This window comes from Mucilaginibacter ximonensis, from assembly GCF_042686265.1.
GTDB classification, from domain to species: domain Bacteria; phylum Bacteroidota; class Bacteroidia; order Sphingobacteriales; family Sphingobacteriaceae; genus Mucilaginibacter; species Mucilaginibacter ximonensis.
Genome location: NZ_JBHUPD010000004.1, coordinates 222,248 through 248,820, shown reverse-complemented (window position 1 = coordinate 248,820; position 26,573 = coordinate 222,248). Strand labels below are relative to the sequence as shown.

The following is a 26,573-nucleotide window of genomic DNA, read 5'->3' as shown; positions in this document are numbered from 1 at the left end:
TTGTATTAAGCCTTTTATTATGAAAATCTTCTGTACAACTTTGTTGCTCATGGCCGCAGCTGTAACAACTTTTGCCCAGGGTACGGCGCCGGCTATCCCGCTTTATCCTAAGGGTGTGATTAATTCAAAACCCACGCCGGCCGACTATGTCGAAAGCATTACTGCCGATATGCACATATCAAAGGTAAGCGTGCCTATGCTGATCCCTTTTTACCCCGAAAAAGGCAAGGCCAATGGTTCGGCAGTGATAATTTGCCCCGGCGGGGCTTATGCTATTTTAGCTATCGGTCACGAAGGATATGCTGTAGCTAAGGAGTTTAATAAAATTGGCATCACCGCGTTTGTATTAAAATATCGTTTACCGAGCGATCAGATCATGGTCGATAAAACTGTCGGTCCGCTGCAGGACGCGCAGACGGCTATCATGATAGTGCGTAAAAATGCAGAGCAATGGGGCATCAACCCGCAAAAAATAGGCATCCTGGGTTTCTCGGCCGGAGGGCATCTGGCCTCGACAGCCGGTACGCATTTCGAAAAGCCGGTTATTGATAACCAGGGCATCAGCGTTCGCCCCGATTTTATGGTGCTGGCTTACCCGGTGATAACTTTTGGCGAAAAGGGGCATCGCGGCAGCGCCGAAAATTTATTGGGCAAAAACCCAGCGCAGGATCAGGTTATACTTTACAGCAACGAGTTGATGGTAACGCCGCAAACCCCGCCAACCTTTTTGATGCAGGCCGGGGATGATGGCGCGGTACCGGTAGAAAACTCGATCATGTTTTACGAAGCGCTAAAGAAAAATAAGGTAGTTACCGAGATGCACCTGTTCCAGGCCGGCGGCCATGGCTTTGGGTTAATCAATCCAAAAAGTAAGGAACTTTGGTTCGACTGGTGCGCTGCATGGTTAAGTAATAATGGATTTTAGAACAAAAATATAGACCGTTTATCATTCTTCGCGATAGCGAAGAATGATAACTTCAATAACCAACCCAATGAAAAAGCTCATATTAACTACACTGACTTTCATAAGCGCGATAGCTGTGCGCGCGCAGGAGATAACGCAAATACCGCTTTACCCTAAAGGCGTTATCAACTCAAAGCCTGCCCCGGCCGACTATCAGGAAAATGATACTAAAGACTGGGCTTACAAGGTGATCAACCCGGTATTGCTGCCTTTTCCGGCCGACAAAAGCAATAATACAGGTACAGCCGTAGTAATATGCCCGGGTGGCGGCTATGGCGGTCTTTCGATGGTAAATGAAGGTTTTAATATTGCTAAAGCTTTTAACAAGATCGGGGTGTCGGCATTTATTTTAAAATACCGCTTGCCGAGCGATTTGATTATGAAAGACAAAACCATTGGCCCATTGCAGGATGCACAAACAGCTTTGCAGATTGTACGTAGCCGGGCGGCCGAATGGGGCATCAACCCTGCAAAAGTAGGTATTATCGGCGCTTCTGCAGGCGGGCATCTGGCATCAACAGTCGAAACACATTTTAAACAGGTTGTGGCCGGGGATAAGTCGATTAGCGTACGCCCGGATTTTGCCATTTTGATGTATCCGGTTATAACCTTCGGTGATAAGACCCATCAGGGCTCAAAAGATAACCTGATCGGTAAAAACCCGTCGCAAGAGCTGGTTGACCTGTACAGTAACGAGAAACAGGTAACGCCTGATACGCCACCAACCTTCATAGTTATGGCCGAAGATGACGGCACCGTACCCGTTGAGAATGCTTTGCTATTTTATAGCGCCATGATTCAAAACCATGTAAAAGGCGAGATGCATATTTATCAGGCAGGTGGTCATGGGTTTGGTATCCACAACTCAAAAAGCACTGAAGAATGGTTTACCTGGTGTGCCGCGTGGATGAAAGCTAACGGTTTCTAAAACATAACAACAACAATAAAGTTATATCAAACAACCAACCGACATCATTATGCTGATCAAAAAAATACTTATTGGGGTAGATAATAACAAGTTTGCCGACAATGCCGCTAAATACGGATTTGATATCGCACATAAATTTAAAGCCAAAGTAGGGCTGGTGCATATTGTTGAGCCGATTGTAACGCCTTATAACAACGCTGCCGACCCGCTTAGCGGCGCTTCTGACATCGGCATGGCTGACGTGGAGTTGATGGACATCCAAAACGATGCTTCAAAACATATCATTGACGACGTTATTAAGAAATATGGCGGCGACCTGGAAATAATGCATTTCAGCGAGTTTGGCGATACTGTCGACGGTATAGTCAAGTGTTCGCAGGAGTTTGAGGCCGACATGATTGTAGTGGGTACCCATAGCCGCTCTGGGCTCGATCGCTTGCTTATGGGTAGCGTAGCGGAGCATGTGGTAAGGCACGCCACGGTGCCGGTGCTGGTGGTGCCGCTTACTGAGGAAAAACAATAAAAAGAAAGAGGTTAGTGTTTTCACTAACCTCTTTCTTTTTATTGTTCATTTTTTAACCGAACTTTAATACAATAACCTAAACTTTATAGTATGCTCAATGGCCTTTAACTGGTCTAGCACTTCGGTATCATATCCTGTGTTTACATCGGTTATAACGTAGCCAATTTGCTCATTAGTCACCAAAAACTCAGCCACGATATTGATGTTATGGCGCGCAAAAACATCATTAATCTTAGCCAGTATACCCGGCACGTTTTTGTGAATATGTATCAGGCGGTGGGCATTGTTAACGCGCGGCGGCTGCAGGTCGGGGAAATTGCAACTGGTATGTGTTTTGCCCTCGTTCATAAAGGCAATAACGCGTTTAGGCAAAAAGTCGTCGCTGCGCGGATTATGTTTGGGGTCGTCAAAAATAATGATGCCCAGTTGGCCCGCGGCTTCAGCCAGTTTGCGGTTAACTTTGCCAAAGCAGCCAATCACTTTTAAACGCCCGGCATTTTGAATATCCTCAGGTGTGGGCTGATGCTCTTCGTCGCAAAGCAAAACACCGGCTTCCTCCAGGTATTTTTCTTCATAGTTTTCGCGTTCGCGGATGTTATAACCCTCTTTACGCATTTGCACTTTCGCGTCATCCTCAACATTTCCTACCACCAGGCATTTAATACGATTTTTGGGATACGATATAGCGCGGGGAAGTTTATTGATATACAAAAACTCGTCAAAACTTGGTGTAATGTGGTCGGCTTTTTCAGCTACTGACTTGCGTTCGATATTTTCAGTAAAGGCAAAGAACTTTTTAATCATGCCCGACTCCTTCAATTGGAAATCAGAATAACCATCGCCAATGCCGTAAATATCACCCTCTAATTTTAATTCTTTTAGCAGCTTAACCTTTCCGCCTTCCTGCGATAGCGGGTTTGAACGATCGTAACCAATTATATTACTCTCATCGTCAAACACGAAGGTATTAGCATAAATATTTTCTTTTTTGATATGATATTCGGTAACAACCGGGGTAATAAACTCTTTAAAACCACCCGACACGATCAATACCTCATCCTGATGGTTTTTAAAAAAAATAGTATTACGTGAAAAAGAAGTAGAAACTTTTTTCTTTAAATGTGAGATTAACTGCTTAAGGTGCTCACGATTGGCTTGCAATAGCTTAACGCGGTTTTCAAGGCTTTCGCTGAAAGATAATTTACCTTCCATGGAGGCATTGGTCAGATCTTCGATCTTTTTATATATTTCTTCGCGGTCAGGGCGGTCTTTTAAGGATATTCGGGCTAGTTCGTCTAATGCTTCAACTTGGGTGAATGTACTATCGAAATCTATAATAAAATATTGGCTCATTGCTGCTTTTGTAAATATTTCCCCAAAAAGCTTAGCGGAACTTTTGGTGCACAAAAGTGCAGTTTTTGTTTGTTTTTTCTGTTATTTAATCGTAACAATTATTAAAAATTGTCGAATCAAAAAACTTAATTTGGTATTAAACCTTTTAATTGCAGGCAGTCTAACAGTAATATATATATCGCCATGAAAAGATCAATTTATGCATTGCTGGTTATTGCAATGGTGTCAGGTTTGTCGGCCTGTACAAGTTATGATTATTACACCGCGGGTTTAAACCGCACTAACTTAAGCGAGTACAGAACATTTGCATGGATGCCGCCCGCGCGTAACCGAAATGCAACTAACCGTGGCAGCATGGTGGCCGATGCCAAAATTAAAGATGCCGCTACGGCAGCTTTGCAGGCTAAGGGGCTGACATTAAACCAGCGTAACCCAGATATTATTGTGAGCTATTCAAGCGTTGTGGGTACAGGTACCCGCACCTATTACTATCCCGAATATTATGGTGGTTATCCGGGTTTTTACGGTGGCTTTGGGCTTGGCTGGGGCGCCTGGGGTGGCTGGGGCGGCTGGTATCGCCCGTATTACTATTACGGTGGTACGTTTGCCTACGGAGGTGTTGTAAATACCGGCACCGAACATTATAAAGAAGGCACTTTGATCATTGACTTGATAGACCGCCATAGCCGCGAACTGGTTTGGAGAGGCTTTGGGGTAGGTGAAGTGCACCATAATGCGCAAAAAAATATTGATGATTTACCAAAGGTTGTCGACGGCATATTAGATCAACTAAGTCTGGCTCCTTCATCTGCACCACCTGCAGGCCGTCATTATGATGGACACGGTCCACGTGGCCGCAGAGGTGGTTATATGCAGCCAACATCAAACCAATCTATATAACCATAAGGTTCAATAATATTGCGAAAGCCCCTTTAGTGTATGCTAAGGGGGCTTTTTTGTACAGCAGGCTTTGTGGCAATTTCAATATCTTAGCCAATGAGGTATTGGGAAGGATATTACAACTTTATAAAGCTTGTCCTTCCTGTCAAACTGTTATCCTTCAGGTTAATCACTTCAATAAAATAAGTCCCCGGTGCCAGGTTACTCACATCGTTGTGCCAGTCGGCTTGCGTTGACGAACTTGTTTTTACGACAATGCCGGATGTGTTGGTAACGGTGATTTTATAATACCCGGGAGCAGATGAACCATCGCCTGTTTTGACCGTCAGGTTAAGTGCATTTGACGTTGGATTTGGATATACACTGATGCGGGCATTCACAATAAAGTTGCTGGCCGGCGGCGAGTACATAACCGTTATGATGTTTGAGTAAGTGATATTACCCAGCACGTCAATTTGTTTAATGCGATACATATTGCTGCCCGTAACCGGGTATGGATCGAAATCATTATAAGTACCCAAGCCGGCCGATGTAAGGCTGTCTAATACCGTAAAGGTTTTGCCACCATCGGTACTCCGTTGTAAAATGTATTGTGTATAGTCGGCCTCGTTTTCGGCGATCCAGTTTATCTTTACCTGCGTTGTGTTTTTAGTTGCTGTAAAGTTTAACAGGCGTACAGACAGCGCGGGGTTAGGTTTCATAACCAGCTTAAACCTGTCTGCGCTATGGCTGGCTGCGTCGGCACTTACTATAAAATCATACTGGTTATTGGCTTTCAAATCTAACGAATCGCGCATATAGTTATCAACCAGCCAGATATTGTATACCGCAGGAATATTGCTCAGCTCAGTACGAATAAACTTATAGCTTCCTACATTTGATACATACATGTTGAGCGGAATACTTTGCGCTTGTTTTGGCAGCGGCATTTGATTAATAGCCAATTTTCTGTTATCGCCCGACAAATTGGACAAGCTTACTGCACCGTTGCCTTGCAGGTATAGCGCGTCTTCACCTACCTTATAATCAGCATGTGCCGCATTGTTGAATACGATAGCTATTTCGTCCTTACTGATGGTATCTTTTGACAGTTGCAGTCGTAACTGCTGGGGCACTATGGTAGTGGTTGCGCTATTAAGCATAGTAGCCGGATGCACATTTACCTTAGCCGACTCGTTAAACACTAATTGCGCAGTGCTGCTGGTGGCACGTACAAAGAAACCCTCGCTTACGGGGATGATATTGGTGCCACCATTAGTGCCCGTACCGCCCGATGAACTGGTATTTAAGTAGGTCGAGTAATTTTTGCTCTGCGGATTATAAATATAAATCGTTTGATCTGTGCCAGGGGCATAAATACCGTTGGTCATAGTTCCGGCAAATGCGGTGTTCCAGTCTATTGCGCAGGCATACGGGTTACCCACCAGGTTAAACCCCGCGACACTATTACGGGGATCGCTTGAACCGGTTGACGCATTGTACGATAAATTGCTACCGCCTATAAACCACGGCGATACAATGATTTGTCCCTGGTTTAATGTGCCCGTCGAACTCAGCGTAACATCATTTGGCGTATTAGTAGCTACAGTGGTGTTATTCCCTCTGAAAAAGTAAGCCATGCCATTACCAACCGGCATATTAATAGTACTGTCAACCGTATTTAAATTATATGCCGGCGATCTGTTAATGGCGGTAATACCTCTAAAATTACCGGCTAAAAACGAAGTGTTATTGGGTGTTTTATCCTCGCGATACAAGTATATTGTGGGGTTGCCCGTGGCATCAAACCCATTGGCAGTCCCTCCGGGGCCGGTTAAATAACTACCGTTCCCCTGCAAGAATGACAAATTGTAGTAAGAGTTGGCTGCAGCCGGGTCAGATATTGGAGACGATATAAGCCTGTAGCCCCGGTTAACAATGTCGCCGCCACCAGTAACAAAACATTGTATGTTTACTTTGCCCGTAATGGCTCCCGCTGTTAAGGAGCCTATATTGCCCGTGCCTGTCGCGTCAGACAAAACAGTAAGATTGCCGTTAGCTGCCAGCACTGCCGATCCTGACATTGTCAATAACCCGGATGTTGCCAGGTAAAACTTACCCGAAGCCATAGTTTTGGTTCCGCTGTTACTAAAGGTAACGCTGCCAAAGGTAACGCCATTGGTGCCATCGTCATTCAGTGTTTGTGTGGTACCGGTAAACTGAGCAGTAGCATTATTGGTTAAAAAGTCGATATTCCCATCAGCCGATGACCAATCGCCCGTGACGCTGATATTCCCGGTTAGCGTTTTGGCGCCAAACCCCGAGAAGGATAGGTTTTTATAAGTGCCCGCAACCACATTTTGTGCATTCGCGCTATAATACTCAACCCCAACGGCCCATGTTTTGCCGGACGAAACAGGTGCTGTTGCGGTGCTTTGTGTGCGGATGTAGCCGGCGCCGGTAGCTATAAAACCGCTCCCGGTTAACAGGTTATTGGTATTCATATCCAGGTTACCGGCGGTCAATGTGAGCGTACCATTTATAGTGTAGTTTGCTGTTGTGGCGGGCAATGTTACGCTTTGGTTATTATTTATAGTGATGTTATTTATTGTTGTCGGTAAGCCAGTGCCTGCATTTTGCGCATTGGCTCCATCATATACAAAATTTGCCGCAGTGCCAAAGTTGCGGGTACCACTGCTTTGAATTGTCCCGGTGGCGCCCGATGAAGAAATACCGTCATCGTTAGCAGTAATTAAAGTGCCTCCATTGTTCAGTGTAAATGTACCGGTTGATCCGTCAAGAACATTGGTGTCAAAGTCAACAATCGCGTTGTTATTGATAGCGAAATTTAAAGCCGTTGACATAGTACCGCCTGTTTTAATAAAATTTTGCGTACTGGTGCCTGCAAATGAAATCAATGTATTGCTCCCGGTAGTTTTCATAATACCGCCCGACATATTGAAATCGCCGGTGATGCTTAAATTAGCTGTAGCGCTTGAACTGGCGCTCAATAAAAAGTTACCGCCGGTTTGCGTAAAACTTTTTACGGTGATATTTGCCGTAGCACTCGCTGTGCTAATTAACTGGAACGTGCTGCTTGACGCACCGGTATTACTAACCGTCAAATTGTTTATTGATGCAGTAACTGCACCCAGCGCAACCCCGCCGGTGGTATTTTGGTTAGCGCAGTTCCATATAAAATTGCCAAAAGTTTGGCCGGCTCCTCCTATAGTGCCTGAGTAACTGGTGTATCCAATAATCTCGCAGGTTGAATTGCTATCCCAGGTGGCGGCGGGAATAGTGCCGGCAGAGGTGGTAAAGTTATGCTGGTATTTGCCATCGCTTTCAAAAACAAGCGTACCGGTGGGGTTAATCGTCCCTGAGTTAATTATAGTTCCATGCACATCTGCACCTCCGCTGTTAATATTTAATGTACTGGTTACCGTCAGGGTCCCGCCGTTGTTTATTGTAATTTTCCCGGCAGTAACCGTACTCGATATCGTAACATTATAAGAATTTAATATAGTAACGCCACTAGCTGAGGTGCCCGGAACTATAGTTGCATTTTGCCAGCCCGTAGTACCGTTGGTTGAACTTTCCCAGATCGACGCATCAGACCAATCTCCTGATACTGCTGTCCTGAAATAATCAGTGGCGGCTGTTGGCGGAACACTGACAGGTACTGATATGGTATTGCTTATCGAACCGTCAGTCGCGGTGATTGTTGGCAGTGGCGATGTTGAAGTGCTGACTATTTTAACACTCATACTCTTTGTGCCTGATACCAGTGCGGTAGGAGCGGGCAAAGTGGCCCCTCCGTCTGACGAGGTAATGGTAACCACATCTGTTATTGTATTAACCAGGTTAAAATAAGCGTCAACGGCATTAACGGTAATGTTGAATGCCGTGCCACGGGCGGGTGGGTTTGCAGCGCCAGATTTGCCATCGCTGGTTCCGGGCCTGGCTGTTTCGCCCGGCAACAAAATTTGAAGTTGAGCGTAAGCACCGGCCACCACCGTAACTGAGGTGCCGGTGTTTAAGGTTTTCGTGCCGTCAGTCACATCCCTCGCAACCACATTCCTGCTGGCGCCCGCTGTTTTAAAGGTTACGCTAAAGGTTTTTGTGCCGGCTACCAATGCTGCATTCGCGGGCAAGGCAGCATTAATATCTGTACTGGAAGTAATGCTCACTACATCGGTTGGTGTAGTAAGGATGTTCCAGGCGGCGTCAACCGCATAAACGGTTACGTTAAATGGAGTGCCCGCAGTTTGCGGCGTTATTGCGGTACCTGTTTTGCCTGTTGTAGTCGCTGGTGCAGAAGTCTCCCCTGGCATCAGTAATAACAATCTAGCAAAAGCGCCTGCGCCTACAGTAATGGTTGATGTCGTGTAGGCTGTTTTTGTTCCGTCTGTGACATCAGTAGCGGTAACCGTAGCTGTACCAATAGTTTTTAAGGTGACAGAAAAATTTTTTCCGCCGCTTACTAAAGCAGCATTGGCTGCGACTACTCCCGCCGCGTCAGTTGTAGTTATGTTGATGACATCTGTTATCGTAGTCACCTTATTCCAGTTAACATCTACCGCATACACACTTACATTAAATGCTTTCCCGGCCGACTGGTTTATTGGCGTTCCTGCTTTACCCATAGGCGTGCCGGGCGCCAATGTTTCGCCAGGTGCCAGCGCAAGCAGTTTTACAAAGGCTCCTGCGTTCACGGTTACTGAAGGACTGGTGTTAGCGGTGCGGCTGGTATTGGTAACGTCAGAGGCGGTGATCTTTTTCGATCCGGCTGTTTTAAACGTAAATGTAAAAGTTTGAGTACCCCCCGCTAATGCGGCATTGGCAGGTAATATTGCATTGGCGTCTGTAGAGGTTATACCTATTACGTCGGTAGCGGTATTAACAATGTTCCAGTTCTTATCAACCGCGTTAACGGTTATTGTAAATGGTGTACCTGCTGTTTGCGCAATGGGTGTACCGGTTTTGCCGGTCGTTGTATTCGGTGCAGCAGTTTCGCCGGGTAGTAATAACTGCAACTTTGAAAAAGTACCAACATTAACATTAAAGGTTGGGCTGGTGTTTGATGTTATACCTGTATTGGTAACATCGCTGGCCTGTAATGTACCCAGTGTTGTTGGTGTGGTTGGTGTTTTTAGGGTTACGCTAATGGTTTTGGTGCCGGCAGCCATAGTTCCTGTACTAACCGGCGTTGCAACAGCCAGATCGTTAGAAATTATATTGATTTGATCACTGATTAATGTCGCGTTTACCGATGTGACTGAGCTCACCCTGTTCCAGTTAGCATCAACTGCGTTTACTATTACGTTAAAAGCTGTGCCTGACACCCGGTCAGTAGGGGTTCCTGTTTTTCCGGTTGCTGTGCCGGCCGCAGCGATTTCACCGGGTAAAAGAAGCTGCAGTTTAACAAATGCACCCGGTATCACAGTTAATGTAGCAGTCGTTATCGTTTTCGACGCAGTAGCATCCGTAGCGGTGATCTTAAAACTACCCGCAGTTTTAAAAGTGAAATTAAATGTTTGTGTGCCAGAAGATAATGCAGCGCTTGCAGGCAATGCTGCGTTAGCATCGGTCGAGGTTATAGCAATGTTATCGTTAATGGTTGAAATAACATTATTGCCTGCATCTACTGCGTATACACTGAAATTAAAAGCCGTACCGGCCACTGGCGTACTAGGCGTCCCCGTTTTGCCGGCTGCAGTTCCACCTGCGAAAGTCTCACCGGGCATAACAATCAGCAAATTGGCTAACGTGCCCTGATTTACGGTTACCGAAGAACTGGTATTAGCTGTTTTAGTGCCGTCGGTAGCATCTGTCGCGGTTACAGTACCGGTGCCAAGTGTTCGTAAAGTGATGCTGAATGTCCTGACGCCTGAAGCCAGGTTAGCGTTGGCAGGCAAAGTAGCATTAACATCGCTTGAAGTTATACCAATAGCATCAGTAGGCGCGGTGGTAACCTTGTTCCAATAGGCATCAACTGCATTAACAGTTACGGTAAATGCCACTCCGGCCAATTGGGCAGTTGGTGTGCCTGTTTTGCCTGCGGTTGTACCTGCCGCAGCTGTTTCTCCCGGCAGTAATATTTGAAGCTTGGAAAATGCCGCCGCCAATACCGTTACACTTGACGAGGTTACCGTCTTTGACGCTGTGGCATCAGTAGCAACTATATTTCTGGTGGTAGTGGCTGTTTTAAAGGTAAAGCTAAAAGTTATCGTTCCTGCGGAAAGCGCAGCGCTGGCCGGTAAAATCGCATTTACATCGTTTGAAGTAATAGCAACATTATCAGTTACTGAGGTAACGGTATTATAGGCCGCATCAACAGCGTATACAGAAATATTGAAAGAAGTGCCCGCTGTTGGTGAAGTTGCCGTGCTTGTTTTGCCGGTTGACGTGCCCGGTGCATAAGTTTCGCCTGGTAATATAATCAGCAAGGAATTATATGCGCCTACGTTTACCGTTATGGATGGACTGGTATTGGCTGTTTTCGTTCCGTCAGTAGCATCAGTGGCGGTAATTGTGGTTGTTGTACCGGGTGTTCTTAAATTAACAGCGGTGGTAAATGTTTTAGTGCCGTTTACCAATGCGGTACTTGATGGTAAGGTGGCATTAACGTCGGTAGATGATAAAGTCACGTTATCGGTTACGCTTACTACATTCCAGTTGGCGTCGACAGCATTTACCGTAACCGAGAAGGCAGTACCTGCCGAGGCTGCGTTGGGCGTTCCCGTTTTGCCGGTAGTTGTGCCCGGAGCCGCCGTTTCGCCGGGTACAAGCAGCTGCATTTTTACAAAAGCACCGGCAACTTGCGACAGTGAACCCATATTTGTGGTAGTGGTAATACCTGCAATACCACTACCGGTTTGGCAGGTAATATTGCTGCTTGCTAAAATGGTGCGTACTGTGGCCTGCACCTGCAGGCCACTAATAGTGAGTGTATTAGATATGCTGGCAACCAGATTTGTATATGTTACTACTACTGAACCCGATGTAACTAAAGTGGATAATACCATGATGTTACCGCCGCCCGTCGCCGAACCTGTACCGGCCTGAAACTGCCAGTTGGTTGGAACTTTTAATGTAAGGGTTTGCGTTGCCCCCACCGGAAAATCAGCAGATGCAGTTGATGTTAAAACAATGTTGCCAAGCGCTGTATAGGCAGCACCCGCGCTGCCTGATGACTTATCTGCCGAGATACCTATGCCGCCTGTTGGAACAGTGACAGTAACGCCGGCGGCTAAACACTTCAGGCAAATTAGATTTAGGATAATAACAAGAAACGTAAATCTCTTAGGGGCGTACATACTTAACTATTAAACAACCTTAATATAACAACGTGTGGTTGTAGTGGCTGTTTCTGGTATAATAGTACAAATTATTGCTTATAAAAAACTGACTTTGAATAAATTAATTTATAGCGATAAAAAATTAACTTCAAACGCAAGGGCCTGTTAGTAAATATCATCCGTGTTGCCTGGAAAAAAATGATTGTGGGCAAATTGTTTTAAGGTTATTGTATGCCGAATATAAAAGATATTAGTTATTAAGAAACCTGGCTCTTATTTCCTTTTGTTGTTTTTTATATAAATATGCCGTAGCTACAATAACTGATAAAGCTGCAAAAACAATTACCCAGTTGTCAATAGGGCAGTCGCCGCTGTCAATATCACCCCCATTGCATCCAAAGGGACCTTGTGCAAAAAGCACAGATATATTGGCAATTAAAAATATAGCTGAAAGAAGGATCCTTTTCATCTTCTGGGCATTGAGCTGGCAAAGTTACAACTTTATAAACGTGCTTTTGCCGGTTAATGTATTATCTTTTGTATTAATCACCTGAACAAAATAGGTGCCCGGCAATAAATTATCTATCTGACCCTGCCAGTTAATGCTAGTCGATGTTTCAGCTTTTACCAGTAGCCCCAGGCTATTGGTAATGGTTATTTTATAAGAGCCTGCTGTAACTGCATTTTTATCGCCGGCATTAGTTACCGCCAGGTTTATAGTTGAATGCGCCGGGTTTGGGTATATGCTGATGTTGTTGTTAGCCAGAATAGTACCAGCGGCATTTGCGTACATTACCTTAACTACATTTGAATAGGATATGTTACCCGCAACGTCCACTTGTTTCAAACGATAGTAGTTGTCGCCAAGCACCGGCGACGGATCCAGATCGTTATAAGTGCCTAACGCGGCTGAGGTCAAACTGTCAATGGTTTTGAAGGTTTTGCCCTCGTCTGTACTGCGTTCAAGTACATAGTTTGTATAATTCGCCTCGTTCTCTGCTGTCCAGTTTATCTTAACTTCGTTAGTGCTTTTAATCGCACTAAAACTTAGCAGATGTACCACTTTATTTGGATTTAGCCGCATAATCACACTAAATCTGCCCGCTCCAGTTGAATTAACATCAGGGGATACGTTGAAATTGTAAGTGCTGTTGTGTCTGATGTCAAGCGAGTCTTTAAGATATGCGTCTTTCAACCACACATCATAAGCCGCCGGAATATTATCTTGTTGGGCGATGTTGAGCTGATAGCTGCCGGCCTGCGCCACTGCAACGCTCATCGCGATACTTTGACTAACTTTAGGGAAAGGTAAGTGGTTTATCGCCAGCAAATGCTTATCGGCCGATTGGCTTGAAAAACTGATGTTGCTGTATCCTTTTAAATAAGGTGCATCCTCGTTAACCAGGTAATTATCACTAAAGTTGTTATTGAACGATAGCAAGGTCTCTTCTTGCTGTACGCTGTCTTTAACCAGTTTTATGTGCAACGTTTTAACGCTTTGCATTGTTGGCGCACTGTTTAGCATAAAGGTGCCTGGCTGGTTGGTTACTTTGGCAGTTTCATTAAAGGTTAGTTTTGCTCCCGGCCCGCTGGCAACCACAAAAAAGCCTTGCCCGGTGGGTATAAACCTGCTGCCGTTATCTTTGCTATCGCCCGTTGAACCATCATATGTAGCGTAAGTTTTGGTGTAGGGATTATAAACATAAATAATGGGCGAGATACCTGAAGCGGTAATGCCATTACTGCCATCAAAAGCTTTGTTCCAGTCAATGGTGCTTGCATACGGATTACCCACCAGGTTAAAACCTCTCACCTCAGTTACACTGGATGAAGTATACGACAAACTGCTGGCATCTTGGAAAGATGCCTTGCTTATAGGATAAAACCAATCTTTAACAACAACTGATCCCTGATTTAAGTGCCCGACGCTGGGTAATATTACATCGCTTGGCAGAGCCGTAGTGCTGGTACTGTTGTTACCTCTGAAAAAGTATAGATAGCCGTTACCAATAGGCAGCGGCAGTGCAGTTGGATAATCGGTAGTGGTTATTTCGTATAAATTGGGGTTGTTGATATTTGTTACCCCTCTATAATTAGTGCTGGCTGTAGTATCCTGCCGATACAGGTATAAAGTTGAGGCGCCATTAACATCAAAGCCATTTGTTGAGCTATTGGGGCCCGTAAGGTAACTGCCGGTGCCTTTTAAATAGGCCAGGCTGTAATAACCAGTTTGTGTAGCGTCAGATACCGGGGAAGACATTAACCTGTAGCCGCGATAATTGAGGCTGGCCTTACCCCGCACATACTGTTGCACATTATAACTGCCGGTGAGTGCCGAGCTACCAGAAAGTGCGCCAATTGAGGCCGAACCATTCGCGTCGGCCTGTAAGGTAAACGTCCCCGTATTGGCTATCGTTGCATTGTTGGTTAAATTAAGAAAGGAGTTTGCCGCTATAGTAAAAGCGCCGGCATTGCTAAGCGCTACATTACTTAAATTTAATGTAGATGATCCGGTAACTGCAGAATTGGCAGTACTGTTTACGGTAATTGTGTTTCCTGAGCCAGATATAGTTGCATTTATTCCGTTTATTGCCGATATAGAGCCGTTTATAATCAGCTTTTTACCGGCTGTCATGGTTAGTGTAGGATTTGATACTGCGGTTCCAAAAGTTACGCCGCCGACGGTAATGTCGCCGTTAACATTTGGAGTGGTTGTATAAGTAGTGTAGCCTATTTCAAGTACCACATTTGTGCCTATGGTGTTTACTGTTTGGTTGGTCAGCGTTTTATAATTCTTCGGGTCAGTAAAATCGCTGCTTACCGCGCCTGTCCATTTATAAGTTGTTGCAATAGTAAAACTTACACCGTCCGTAGTAGTAAAAATATTAAACTTATTGCCGCCGGTGTCGCCATTATTAATTGCAGCAGGGGTTTGCCCGCTGGTGAAGTTTAATTGAAATGAAGTGCCTGCAGCGGTTGAACTTACTAAATCTCCCACCAGGAAATAATAATAAGTGGTTGGTGTTGAAACAGTGAAAGTTTGACCGAAATTGGATATGTCGGCCGATGTTGATGAAAATGCAACTGTTGCTACGCTCGCCGTGGTTAATAACTGTGCATCGGTGAAATATGGCGTGGTCGACCGGTATATTTTTCCGTTGGATAAGAAATTAGACATACTCACGCTTGTCGGGATACTCATTTTTGACATGGTGAATGTACCCTGAGCTGTCATCTTAAACCCAAACAATACGATATTGGTTTGCCCGTAAGATAAGGCGCCTTGGGTTATGCCGGCTGATGCCGTATTGTTACCGTCAATAGTGATAGTCGCAACTGCTAGTGTTGAGCTGACTGTACCAAGGGTAGTTGTGTAAGAGTTTCCGCCGTTGCCGCTCATGATGCTGGCTGCACCAATGTTTCTTGTGGTAGGAAGAGAGGCACTTGCTTTGGGCGTGCCAACTACATAGTAACTTAAAGTGGTACCACCCGAAATGGTAATTGGCGTGCCGGTTGGCAATGTTATTTTAATACCAGAACCTGCGTTAGTGAAAGAAGTTCCGGTAACCTGGGTAGCGTCTGCATATGACCCCGTTGTGGATACCCATAAAGTTAAATTATTGAAAAGTCCTGATGGGCTGCCGCCGGAAACAGTAAAGTCAATATAAGGGCTGGTTACAGAAATATTCCCTACTGCTCTTGCATTGAAACCATTTAGCACGGCTGTTTGGCCGGCATAAAAAGTTGTTTGTGCTGTATATCCTGTGCTGTTGGCCGAATATACAATAGTAGGTGTAGGTAATGTGAGTTGGTTGGCCGCTATGTCAAAGTTATTATAATTTGACGCCGGTCCTGTTTGCACAATTGCTGGTGTACTTTGCCCACTGCTGAAGTTGAATTTGATAGTAGTTGAAGCCGCTGTGTTAATGTTATTAGCAACCAAAAAATAATTTTGGTTGGCACTTGAGCTAGTGATGCTTTCAGGCGTATTAAATACAACATTAGCGTAACTGCCATTAAAGGTTACCATACCCACGGGTATTTTACTGGTTGCAGAGCTAAAGTTGGCATTATTGCAGCGGTATAATATGCCTGTGTCAAAATAATCTTGCGCAGCTAAAGTTCCTCCGCTTACTGTGCTGTTTATATTAAAATTTGAGACAGCAATCGTAGTGGGTGATGTCACACTAAAACCAAATAATACCACTGCATTTTGCAGCGCTGTAATAGTACCACTCGTTGTGCCGCCGGTTAAGGAGGTTACCGTTAAATTGGTATAATTAATATTGTAGGTATTGCCATATGCAGTAGCCGTATTAAACGTACCCAATGGCGAGGACGACACCACTTCAGCATTACCAGGGTTGGAAATACCGCTTTGCCCTGCTGCTAAACTAAATTGTATTGAATTGGACGTGGCACCTGCGTAAGCATCAGCGACGAGCCAGTAATATTTAGTGTCGCCTGGGGCAATAGTTTCGTTGGTTAAGTTAAAAGTTACATAGCTGCTTGACGTAAATGGGAGCGTAGCTATGGCTGCTGTATTGGGAAAAGTATTTGAGTTTGTATTGCTGTATAATTTAAAATTATTTAATGTAGAGCCAAGGCTTGATGTATTACTGTTTATATTAAACTTTGATAAAGTATAAGTAGAGCTTGATTTATTGGTTACACTAAACTCATAGAACTTTATGCCGCTTGTGCCAGTAGTTATAATAGCGCTGGGAGAAGCCAGTCCCGTATTTTGAAGTGATATGGCCAGCGGGTAAGGCGTTGCAACAGTATATTTGTGATGAAAGTTTCCCGGAAATTTAGGTTGATAATTATTGCCGTTTGCGTCTGTAGCCCAGTTATTGCTGTATGCAACCACCATTTGAACATCATTTCCAACAACCGTATTAATAGCATCGGCAACTAAAAAATAATAGTTGGTACCGCTAATAGTTTCCGAAAGATTATTGATGGTAACATTAGTGCCGCTAAATGTTACGTTTCCAACAGGTAATCCGGGGTTTAATGGGTCAAAAGTAGCGGTTGGGCTTCTAAACAATGTACCGTTAGCCAAGTAATCGTCGGCATTGCCTCCGCTTGATGTAAAGTAAAACGAAGTGAAAGTTATGCTGCCATTTATTACCGCCGCACTAAACCCCATAACCGGAACTTGCGCCGTACCGGCCACCGTTGTTGTTGGTATACCGGTGGTTATCCCTGTAAAAGTTACGCTTTGCCCGTAAGAGTTATTAAAACAAATAAAACAGGTGAAAAATAGTAAAAGAGTACAAAAAGTTCTGAGTAGCGGCTTTTTCAAATCGTGATAGCGTTAGTTAACAGTCCACAAGGGCAATAATTATGCAAAAGCCTGCTTTAAAGCTTAATTTCAAGTATTTGGGTAAATCCCGATCTTATTTTTGTATTAATGACACTTTACTTTATTTATACTACTAAGTTGTAAGGGATTTAATGCCTCAAAATGTGTATATTTTTACCCGGTGTACGAATAAGCGATTTGCTTTACACCGGTAATTATACCTAAATTGTCCTTATAAGTGGTGGAATACACAAAAACGGAATTCGATTTATTACTGTGCCAATGGTTAATGTTAACTGCCGTTAAAAGTGAAATGTTGTTATTTATTATTTTAGAAAGTGTGTAAAAATGTGCAAACTTGTTACAGGCTATTCTTTATTAGCTTTCATTAAATTAATATATGATTAAACTTTACCGCCGGGCTGTTTTATGCGTTTTAATGGTATTTGCCGGCCGTGTTTTTGGTCAGCAGGCGTTGGTTACTGAAGCGAAGAAACACGAGCTTAATACTATTGCCGCTGAGGCTGAGAGCAGTTTTATAAAAAGTCGGCAAAAGGCGCTAACCCAGGCTCCCGGTTTTGGATGGTATAATCAGCGCCGCACTCGTAACGGCGGCTTGGTTTCATTGCAGGGCCTCACCAAGCTGGGTTTTCCAAAATATCTGGTTACTCATGATAACGTTGACGCTGCTGCTACGGTAGGCACTATAAAAGTGCAGCCAGGCGGCTCAACCGGATTAAATTTATCAGGCTCCAGTTCATTTTTGGCCAATAAACTAGCTATGTGGGATGGTGGATGGGTTTACAGTGCTCATCAGGAGTTTGGGGGTAAAGTAATCAAACTTGCAGATACTGCTGTAGTCATAGACCACGCAACGCATGTTGCGGGTACTTTACTCGCTAAAGGTATTTATGCTCCCTCTAGGGGCATGGCTTTCGATATGAGTACATTAATATCTTATGATTTTAATAACGACGTGGCTGAAATGAGTCGGGCTGCGTCTGGTCTCTTAATTTCTAATCACTCGTATGGCGATGTTGCAGGTTGGGATTACAACGATGTCCAAAACCGATGGGAATGGTACGGTTTGCCGGGAGATACCGTCGATTACACATTTGGCTTTTACGATAGCCGTACGGCGGCCTGGGATAAAATTGCGTATAACGCACCGTATTACCTGATCGTTGAATCGGCCGGTAACAGTCACGGATACCCGGGCCCGGCGGTTGGTTCCACTTATTATGGCTACACAAGCCGTACTAACCCGACTATTATAAATAAGGGGCCCCGCCCTGCAACTATAAGCAGTAATAATGGTTATGATGTTATTGCCACTACTGGCACTGCAAAAAATATCCTGACTGTGGGCGCGGTAAATCCCTTGCCAAACGGGCCGTCAAGTAGTGCTGATATAAAAGTAGCCTCCTTTAGCAGCTTTGGGCCTACTGATGATGGCCGTATAAAACCCGATATAGTGGGCGATGGCGTAAATATATTGTCCACCTCCAGTAATGGCCCTCAAGCGTACAGCTCAGAAGACGGTACTTCGTTTTCGGCCCCCAATGTTACCGGCTCCTTACTTTTGTTGCAGGAGTATTATGCTAAAAAAAACAGCGGCGCTTTCATGAAAGCGGCTACGTTGAAAGGCCTTGCCTGTCATACTGCCATTGATGCCGGGAATGTTGGACCGGATTATATTTATGGTTGGGGATTGCTAAATATGGTTGCTGCAACCCAGGCTATAACTGATAATAACCTTAAGTCATTAATTAAAGAAAATGCGCTTGCCCAGGGCCAAACCCAAACCCAGACAGTGATTGCATCAGGTAACGGCCCGCTGATTGCAACTATTTCATGGACAGACCCACAGGGCCCCGCGACAACAGATGGCGTAGTCAATAACCGTACGCCAAAACTGGTGAACGATCTTGATATCCGCGTAAGCGACGGTACCAGCACCTACATGCCATGGGTTTTAGATGTGTCAAATCCCGGTGCACCCGCGTCAAAAGGCGATAATGTGGTGGATAACATCGAACAAGTATACATCGGTACTGCTACTCCCGGGAAAACATATACCATAACAGTTACCCATAAAGGCGTTTTGCAATCAGGTGCGCAACCTTATTCGCTCATTGTTACCGGCATGGGCGGTGCTGTCTATTGTGCGTCAGCTCCCGTATCTTCAGCAGATTCGCGCATTAATAACCTCACTGTGGCTAATATTAATAATACGCCTGGCCCGGGTTGTACTTCTTACAGCGATTATACCAACCTGACGGCGCAACTTGAACAAGGTAAAACCTATCCATTAAGTTTAACTTTGGGCACCTGCGGTGCTAATTTTAATAAAATAGCCAAGGTATTTATTGATTGGAACGGCAATGGCTTGTTTGATGCCGATGAGTTGGTAGCTACAACAGGGGTTATCAATGCTACCGGCACTTATAACACTTTCATAACGGTGCCGGTTACGGTACTGCCGGGAAATTATAGCCTGATGCGGGTAGTGATGACTGAAACCAGCGATGCATCAGTAATCACCCCATGCGGTACTTATGGTAAAGGTGAGACGCAGGATTATCGTGTTAACTTCATACAATCACAAAGCGATGCCGGATTGAAAGCAATTGTTAGCCCTGCTGCTTCAGGTACCTGTAACGGTGTTAATAATATTACTGTCACACTAAAAAATTATGGTGGCGGGCCAATTTCCAATATTTCGGTTACGGTGTCTGTTAAAGCGCCCGATAACACCGTAACAAACTTTACCGATATCTATGCCGCTACACTCGCCCCGCTGCAAGAAGATAATTTTACGTTGAGCGGTACTTTTAATTTTTTGGCCGGTACAACTTATACTATAACTGCTTCAACAGCTTACCCGAATGACCCGATTGCTGGTAATAATGCAATAACTGCAACCACGGTGATTTCTACACCGGGCGAGCCTGCTGCTTTGAGTGCGATTTATTGTACTAACCTGAAAGCATACCAATTGTCAGGCACAGGCGATGGTACCTTGTTTTGGTATAAAAATGCTAATGATACGCAACCGATTGCTTATGGCACCCCGGCAATTTCAAACCAGGTGCCTGTAAACAATACTTTTTATGCCGGGCTAAACGACTTTAGTGCATCAGTAGGCCCAGCTACTAAAAACATTTTTTCGGGCGGAAGCTATAATCAATTCACCCCGTCAATAAAAGTTTACACCGCAGTGCCGTCTATAATTCAAAGCGCACGTTTGTATATTGGTAACCCGGGCGTTGTTCAGTTTAATGTTACAGATGACAACGGGCAGATAACCTCAACTGTATCTATTAACACAACGGCCACCAGGACCACCCCCGCTGCGGGCGCTACCGCCGACGATCCTAATGATCAGGGGCGTGTATATACTTTGAATCTTTTATTGCCTCATGCCGGCAATTACACAATAACCCCCGTTTATGATGCTAATGTTACGCTATACAGAAGCAATATTGGCGTAAGTGGATATCCGTTTAATGCATCGGGTATTTTCAAAATTACAGGTAATGACGCTACTCCAACTACTGGTACTGATACCGCTTATTACAAAGGATTTTATTATTACCTGTATGACATGAAAATTAAAAGTGCCGGCTGTACCTCGGGTAGCAGGGTGGCAGTTAATGTGGCTAAGCCGGTAATTACACAAACCGGAGTTACTTTAACGTCGAGTTTTACAACCGGCAACCAGTGGTATCTGGATGGTAAGCCTATACAGGGAGCAACCGGCCAAACATTTGCTGCGCAGCAAAGCGGTGCCTACTATGTAATTGCTACCTTAAATACCGGTTGCATGGTACAGTCTGACAATTATGCTTATGCTTTGATAGCTCTTCATCCGGGTAAGGATACTGATATAGGGCTTGTTTCTTTCCCTGACCCCGCCGACAAGTTTCTGAACGTGTTATTTAAAGCTACCGCGCCCGATAATTTGACGCTGTCGCTGATTAACAGTAAAGGAGCTGTCGCTTATACCAAAACACAAGCAATAGCTGCTGGTAATTTCAGTACTACTATCAACGTAGCTAATCTTGCACCGGGTACTTATGTGCTGCGGACAAAATTGGGAACTAAAGTTTATGGTAAAAAGATTTTGATAGTGCGATAGTATCGATACAAAACAAAAAAACCGCTTTATGCGGTTTTTTTGTTCTTTTTAATTATAAAAGGGTTAATAATAGTTTACTTAAATACATACTTTATCCCAAGGCCCGGCGCCAAATCAACAAACGGCCCGGCGGCCAGCTCTATACGCGGGTTAAGGTCAAGGCTCACGGCTATTGGAGATTGAGGAATGATATACTCCAGGCCGACGACGCCATCGACACCTAAGAATAATTGGGAGTCGTTGTAATATCGGTAATCGCCATTAAATGTTTTATACTGGCCTGCGCCTACCGAGCCGATGTGAGCGCCAAAGCCATAGTAAAATTTTAACTCAGGCACATTAAACGCTTCCTGATTAATTTCATAAAGCCCGCTAAAAACCGCTCCATGCTGCCTGAGCCCTAAAATACCCTCTAACGAGATATTTTTGTCCATAAAATACTTACCCGAAATGCCGTTTTCGTATCCGCCAAACTTTAAGCCGGCGGCAACGGTGTAATCCTGTGCTTTTGAGCGGCTGGCAAAAAATAATAAAGCGACTGCAATAAGTAGAGTGTGAGTTGTGTTTTTCATGTTAGTATAACGGAGTAAATTTATTTTTATGGCATTGACCCATAAAAAATCGATTGGTTTAACAGGCACGCAGCAATTGGGATTAAACCGTATTTCATAAAATTTACTTACACTTGTGTATCCAAACAGTATTTATTTTTCTCAGATGCCGTCAAATCCCCCCCCTCAGGAAACCATCGATTACTATTTAAAAATAGTTTGGCAAACAATGGCAAACCGCTATAATGCTATTGTTGCCGATTTTGGAATTACGCAATCTATAGGGTATCTGCTCATCAATATTGACGAAGAGGAGGGAACTACCGTATCGCAAGCAGCCGCGTTGCTGGGACTAAAATCTACCAGTCTTTCGCGCATGCTCAATCAGTTGGAAGAGACGGGGCTCATATACCGCGAATCAAATAAAGGAGACAAGCGTTCGGTTAAAATATATCTTACGCCGCTTGGGAAGGAGAAACGCCACCTGGCGCGTGTAACGGTTAAGCAGTTCAATAATTATCTGAACAGCCACATTAAAGAAGCCGACAGACAATACCTTAACGATATGCTGAAAAAGATCAATCAGCTTACATTAAATTACAAGCCGGAAAACACTGAAAAATAATTTTTGACGTTACGAGAATCATACGCAACAGATTTTTAAATGTTAAAAAGTGTTAACCTGCCGTTTTTGAATTTTAAAAGAATAAATTTGCCCCCTGGAAAAGTAATGTACAGGGCTTTAGTAATCATATTGTTTTTATTAGCCGGTTTAACCTCCTGTAAAAAAGATTTACTGGGTAGCAGAGCAGCTTATGAAGCACAAGCCGGAAAAGACGATGAACTGGTGCAGAGTTATCTGAAAGCTAATTCGCTGCAGGCAACAAAGGCTGATACATCGGGGGTGTATTACATTATCGAACAGCCAGGTACAGGTACCGACTTGTTTACCGCCTCAACGCAGGTGTCGGTTGGCTATGTAGGGAAGGTGATTAATAAAGACCTTAGCGAGCAGGTTTTCGCACGGTCAGACGATCCGTCGAAAGGTCAGGATTTTCACCCGACATTTGTGTTGTCGCAGGTGATATTGGGTTGGCAGCTGGGAATTCCCTATGGGCAAAAAGGTGGTAAAATACGATTGTTTATTCCGTCGCGTTATGCATATGGGCCTAATGCACAGCCTTTAGTAGGTACGCAGTACGGACTAAAAGGAGGCTTGCCTGCTAATGCAGTACTTGACTTTGAAATTACGTTATACGACATTATTAATTAAAAAAAACTGCCCCGCAATGAGGCAGTATAAAACAAATGAGACGATACACTTATACGCTTTTATTTTTTGGTTTATTAGCCATGGTGGCCTGCCGTCGTGATCAATATTCACCAACAATCACCCAGTACGATGAAGACCAGATAAAAGCTTACATGTCTTCAAATAGCCTTACTGGTTTTACCCGCGATACTTCGGGTATTTATTATCAGCTGATAAATCCCGGCCGTGATACGGCTTTGCAATATACCAGCAATGTGTCTATGGTTTTTACCGTGAAAAGTGTAGATGGTAAATACAGCTCACTGGATACTATTTCCAACCACTATGATGGTTATTTGGGCCATATCTCTACAACGACTTCGCCATTGGGTTTAGACGTGGTAGGCTTACAGCAGGCAATTCATAATATTGTTAAACGTAATGGAGCAATCGCCCGTATTATCGTTCCGTCAAAATTAGCTTATGGCGTTTCAGGCGCCGGTTCGGGCAGTATTTCAAATACCAGCGGACGTATCGCCGGAAACCAAAGTCTGGATTACTATGTGCACCTGATTGGCGATACTGTTGCACAGGAAGCTTATGACGATATGGTGATTAAAAACTATATCAATACAAACAGTTTAACCAGCATGCAAAAAGATCCTGCGGGGTACTGGTATTCAATCACTGAAGCAGGGCCAGGCACCGTTCCGATTACTTATCAAAGTACAGTGATTGTAACTTACACTACTACGTTACTTAATGGTTATATAGCCAGCCAGTATAACTCTGCCAACGGTACCGGGTTTGATATACCTGATTTGATACCGGGTGTACAAATGGGTTTAAAGAAATATGGCAGAGCCGGTGCTTTAATGACATTCTTATTTCCGTCGCGTTTGGCTTACGGTAAACAAACTACCAGTATTCCGCCAAACAGCGTAGTCAGATATGATGTACGCGTTCTTAGCGTATCGCCCTGATTAATTAACTGTCAAGCGCTTGTTTAAAGGCTTTTAAACAGCGTTCGCGTGCAAAAGCATGATCTACGATGGGTTTTGGATATTTGCTGAAGTCAGCATATTCCGGAACCCATTTTTTTATGTATTTCAAATCCGGATCAAAACGTTTGGTTTGTGCATCCGGACTAAATATTCTGAAATAAGGCGCGGCATCTGTGCCTGAACCTGCTGCCCATTGCCAGCCGCCAACATTGCTTGCCATTTCGTAATCTAAAAGTTTAGAAGCAAAATAGTGCTCGCCCCACCGCCAGTCTATCAGCAAATCTTTAGTTAAAAAACTAGCGGTTAACATACGTATACGATTATGCATAAAACCCGTAGCATTTAGCTCGCGCATACCGGCGTCAACTAAAGGATAGCCGGTTTGGCCGTTGCACCAGGCTTTAAATTGCTTTTCGTCGTTAATCCATTTTATCCGGTCAAACTCGGGCTTGAAAGCGTGTGTAACCGTCTCTGGGAAATGATACAGGATCATGGAATAAAATTCTCGCCAAATCAACTCATTAAGCCAAGTTTTTTCATGAGCTTCGTTAGCGTCAGTCGCTACTTTGCGAACGCTTAGCGTGCCAAAGCGTAAATGTATGCCAATATGTGACGTGCCTTTGATAGCCGGGTAATCGCGTGTTTCAGCATAGTGATCAATAACGGTTTTATAACTTTTGGCCGGAATTTCCTGTTCACTACGCTCAAAGCCCATTTCTTTTAAATCAGGGATGGGCAAAGGATTTATTTCGAGCAGATTTTTGAGGTATTTTTTTGTGGGATATGATTTCAGGTAAAAATCATTAAGTTTTTGTTTCCATTTTTTGCTGTAAGGCGTAAATACGGTGTAAGGTTTACCATCGTCTTTGGTTACCTCACTTTTTTCAAATATTACCTGATCTTTATAAGTTTTAAATTCGATATCGTTCTTTTTTAAAAATTTGGCTATGGCCTCGTCGCGGGTTTTGGCATAGGGCTCGTAATCGTGATTAGTATACACAGCGGTCACATCATGATCTTTTAAAACCTTGTGCCAGGCTTTCTCAACATCGTCATAAATTACGAGCAAACTGCTGCTATGCTCTTCCAGTTCCTGTTGTAAGGCTTTAATGGTGTCGTAAATAAAAGTTACGCGGGTGTCGTGCTTATCATCCAGCTTACCTAATATTGCCGGGTCAAAAATAAACAGGCACAACACCGGGTTGCCGCTTTTAAGGGCGTGGTAAAGCCCGGTGTTGTCGTCCAACCGCAAATCGCGACGGAACCAGAATATGGTAATTTTTTGTTGCATTAGCCCCCTCTAAATCTCCCCCGGCAGGTGAGACTTGTTTAAATGATTGAAGCCCTCCCTGCCGGGGAGGGTTGGATGGGGCTTATCTATAAATCTCCTTCAAAGCCCAGGTTAAGGTAGGATATTTAAATTTAAAACCGGTGTCTTCAATTTTTTGTGCCGACGCCTTTTGGCTGCTTAGTACCATGCTCGCCATTTCGCCGAGTGCTAATTCTAAAGCAAAGCCCGGGACGCGTGGCAACCATAAAGGGCGGTGCAGCTCTTTGGCTACCGCCTTAGTAAGCTGCCTGTTGGTTACCGGGTTTGGCGCAACCATATTATAATCGCCGGTAATCCTTTCGTTTTCTATTGCATACAGATACATCTCCGTGACATCATCCTCATGTATCCATGATACCCATTGTTTGCCGGTACCCAAGGGAGAGCCCAAACCAAATTTTACGGGTTTGGCTATGGCGGCTAAAGCTCCGCCCTTTGCGTCAAGCACAACACCGGTACGTAATTTTGCTAAACGTAAACCAAGGCTCGAGCCTGCGTCAACAGCATGCTCCCATTGCAGGCAGACATTGGCCAGAAAGTCTGTACCCGGCGCGCTGGTTTCAGTTAATAAGTTATCGCCCCGGTCGCCATAATAACCAACTGCTGATGCCGATATGACTGATTTAACGGTATGTTGCGGTTTGGCCTTGAGTAGCTTATAAATTAAGCCTATAGATTTGGTACGGCTTTCAATAATCTCTTTTTTGCGTTTGTCTGTCCACCGCCCGTCGGCCACGTTGGCCCCTGCCAAATGTACTATGGTATCGACGCCATCGATGCAGCGTTCATCGATCTGTCCTTTATTTACGTCCCACAAAAAAGTACTAACCTCTGGATTAGTACCTTGCTTACGACTTAAGTGATTAACCTGGTAACCTTTGCTTATTAAAAGATCGGTCAGCTTACGGCCAATCAAGCCTGTGCCGCCGGTTAGTAATATGTGCTTGCTCATTGTGGGTAATAACAGTAAAGGCAGTTGCGTGTTTGAAAGAAGCCTTTGTATTTTATAGAATTGTCATCCTGAGCGTAGCGAAGGATC

General features: G+C 44.3%; 15 protein-coding genes. 8 read left to right on the top strand and 7 right to left on the bottom strand.

All coding sequences use genetic code 11. From position 1 onward, the window contains the following. Positions 1-19: 19 nt before the first annotated feature. From ACFS5N_RS18160 to ACFS5N_RS18150, 3 genes are all read left to right on the top strand, one after another. A complete protein-coding gene (locus tag ACFS5N_RS18160; protein WP_377189044.1) occupies positions 20-925 on the top strand; it encodes an alpha/beta hydrolase in 906 nt (301 codons plus the stop codon). A 67-nt stretch (positions 926-992) separates the two neighbouring features. After that, positions 993-1,892, top strand: a complete 900-nt coding sequence (locus tag ACFS5N_RS18155) for an alpha/beta hydrolase (RefSeq protein ID WP_377189041.1) — start codon at positions 993-995, stop codon at positions 1,890-1,892. 49 nt (positions 1,893-1,941) lie between these two features. Then, complete coding sequence (locus ACFS5N_RS18150) at positions 1,942-2,415, top strand: universal stress protein (protein ID WP_377189038.1); 474 nt, start codon at positions 1,942-1,944, stop codon at positions 2,413-2,415. A 63-nt stretch (positions 2,416-2,478) separates the two neighbouring features. Here ACFS5N_RS18150 and ACFS5N_RS18145 read toward each other — a convergent pair whose 3' ends face one another. Further along, positions 2,479-3,768: an HAD-IB family phosphatase gene (locus tag ACFS5N_RS18145; RefSeq protein WP_377189035.1), complete on the bottom strand. Its 1,290-nt coding sequence runs from the start codon at positions 3,766-3,768 to the stop codon at positions 2,479-2,481. Positions 3,769-3,951: 183 nt separating this feature from the next. Here ACFS5N_RS18145 and ACFS5N_RS18140 point away from each other — a divergent pair, with 183 nt between their 5' ends. Next, positions 3,952-4,668: a DUF4136 domain-containing protein gene (locus ACFS5N_RS18140; RefSeq protein WP_377189032.1), complete on the top strand. Its 717-nt coding sequence runs from the start codon at positions 3,952-3,954 to the stop codon at positions 4,666-4,668. Positions 4,669-4,784: 116 nt separating this feature from the next. Here ACFS5N_RS18140 and ACFS5N_RS18135 read toward each other — a convergent pair whose 3' ends face one another. The 3 genes from ACFS5N_RS18135 to ACFS5N_RS18125 form a co-directional block, all read right to left on the bottom strand. Continuing rightward, a complete protein-coding gene (locus tag ACFS5N_RS18135) occupies positions 4,785-11,966 on the bottom strand; it encodes a T9SS type A sorting domain-containing protein (protein WP_377189029.1) in 7,182 nt (2,393 codons plus the stop codon). Positions 11,967-12,198: 232 nt separating this feature from the next. After that, a complete protein-coding gene (locus tag ACFS5N_RS18130) occupies positions 12,199-12,417 on the bottom strand; it encodes a hypothetical protein (RefSeq protein WP_377189026.1) in 219 nt (72 codons plus the stop codon). Positions 12,418-12,441: 24 nt separating this feature from the next. Continuing rightward, positions 12,442-17,256 (bottom strand): T9SS type A sorting domain-containing protein, encoded by a 4,815-nt coding sequence (locus ACFS5N_RS18125; protein ID WP_377189023.1) that lies wholly within the window; start codon positions 17,254-17,256, stop codon positions 12,442-12,444. A 400-nt stretch (positions 17,257-17,656) separates the two neighbouring features. On the opposite strand from ACFS5N_RS18125, the gene ACFS5N_RS18120 reads away from it, so the two are divergent. After that, complete coding sequence (locus tag ACFS5N_RS18120) at positions 17,657-21,397, top strand: S8 family serine peptidase (protein ID WP_377189020.1); 3,741 nt, start codon at positions 17,657-17,659, stop codon at positions 21,395-21,397. 74 nt (positions 21,398-21,471) lie between these two features. Here the strand turns inward: ACFS5N_RS18120 and ACFS5N_RS18115 are convergent, their stop codons facing one another. Continuing rightward, positions 21,472-21,969, bottom strand: a complete 498-nt coding sequence (locus ACFS5N_RS18115) for a hypothetical protein (protein ID WP_377189017.1) — start codon at positions 21,967-21,969, stop codon at positions 21,472-21,474. A 208-nt stretch (positions 21,970-22,177) separates the two neighbouring features. Between ACFS5N_RS18115 and ACFS5N_RS18110 the strand changes: the two genes are divergently transcribed. The 3 genes from ACFS5N_RS18110 to ACFS5N_RS18100 all read left to right on the top strand — a co-directional run bounded on the left by ACFS5N_RS18110 (position 22,178) and on the right by ACFS5N_RS18100 (position 24,183). Then, entirely contained in the window at positions 22,178-22,573 is a 396-nt protein-coding gene (locus tag ACFS5N_RS18110) for a MarR family winged helix-turn-helix transcriptional regulator (protein ID WP_377189014.1), read from the top strand. Positions 22,574-22,678: 105 nt separating this feature from the next. Beyond that, positions 22,679-23,221, top strand: coding sequence for an FKBP-type peptidyl-prolyl cis-trans isomerase (locus ACFS5N_RS18105; protein ID WP_377189011.1), 543 nt, complete (start codon positions 22,679-22,681; stop codon positions 23,219-23,221). 35 nt (positions 23,222-23,256) lie between these two features. Continuing rightward, complete coding sequence (locus ACFS5N_RS18100) at positions 23,257-24,183, top strand: FKBP-type peptidyl-prolyl cis-trans isomerase (RefSeq protein WP_377189008.1); 927 nt, start codon at positions 23,257-23,259, stop codon at positions 24,181-24,183. Between the two features lie 4 nt (positions 24,184-24,187). Here ACFS5N_RS18100 and ACFS5N_RS18095 read toward each other — a convergent pair whose 3' ends face one another. Together ACFS5N_RS18095 and ACFS5N_RS18090 are read right to left on the bottom strand one after the other, a co-directional pair. Further along, positions 24,188-25,495: a cryptochrome/photolyase family protein gene (locus ACFS5N_RS18095; protein ID WP_377189005.1), complete on the bottom strand. Its 1,308-nt coding sequence runs from the start codon at positions 25,493-25,495 to the stop codon at positions 24,188-24,190. A gap of 82 nt (positions 25,496-25,577) precedes the next feature. Next, entirely contained in the window at positions 25,578-26,486 is a 909-nt protein-coding gene (locus tag ACFS5N_RS18090; protein WP_377189002.1) for a TIGR01777 family oxidoreductase, read from the bottom strand. Positions 26,487-26,573 lie beyond the last annotated feature (87 nt).

Bases quoted from the DNA above. Each gene is read 5' to 3' on its own strand.
- ACFS5N_RS18160 (WP_377189044.1), top strand. From the start codon at position 20: ATGAAAATCTTCTGTACAACTTTGTTGCTCATGGCCGCAGCTGTAACA.
- ACFS5N_RS18155 (WP_377189041.1), top strand. From the start codon at position 993: ATGAAAAAGCTCATATTAACTACACTGACTTTCATAAGCGCGATAGCT.
- ACFS5N_RS18150 (WP_377189038.1), top strand. From the start codon at position 1,942: ATGCTGATCAAAAAAATACTTATTGGGGTAGATAATAACAAGTTTGCC.
- ACFS5N_RS18145 (WP_377189035.1), bottom strand. From the start codon at position 3,768: ATGAGCCAATATTTTATTATAGATTTCGATAGTACATTCACCCAAGTT.
- ACFS5N_RS18140 (WP_377189032.1), top strand. From the start codon at position 3,952: ATGAAAAGATCAATTTATGCATTGCTGGTTATTGCAATGGTGTCAGGT.
- ACFS5N_RS18135 (WP_377189029.1), bottom strand. From the start codon at position 11,966: ATGTACGCCCCTAAGAGATTTACGTTTCTTGTTATTATCCTAAATCTA.
- ACFS5N_RS18130 (WP_377189026.1), bottom strand. From the start codon at position 12,417: ATGAAAAGGATCCTTCTTTCAGCTATATTTTTAATTGCCAATATATCT.
- ACFS5N_RS18120 (WP_377189020.1), top strand. From the start codon at position 17,657: ATGATTAAACTTTACCGCCGGGCTGTTTTATGCGTTTTAATGGTATTT.
- ACFS5N_RS18115 (WP_377189017.1), bottom strand. From the start codon at position 21,969: ATGAAAAACACAACTCACACTCTACTTATTGCAGTCGCTTTATTATTT.
- ACFS5N_RS18110 (WP_377189014.1), top strand. From the start codon at position 22,178: ATGGCAAACCGCTATAATGCTATTGTTGCCGATTTTGGAATTACGCAA.
- ACFS5N_RS18105 (WP_377189011.1), top strand. From the start codon at position 22,679: ATGTACAGGGCTTTAGTAATCATATTGTTTTTATTAGCCGGTTTAACC.
- ACFS5N_RS18100 (WP_377189008.1), top strand. From the start codon at position 23,257: ATGAGACGATACACTTATACGCTTTTATTTTTTGGTTTATTAGCCATG.
- ACFS5N_RS18095 (WP_377189005.1), bottom strand. From the start codon at position 25,495: ATGCAACAAAAAATTACCATATTCTGGTTCCGTCGCGATTTGCGGTTG.
- ACFS5N_RS18090 (WP_377189002.1), bottom strand. From the start codon at position 26,486: ATGAGCAAGCACATATTACTAACCGGCGGCACAGGCTTGATTGGCCGT.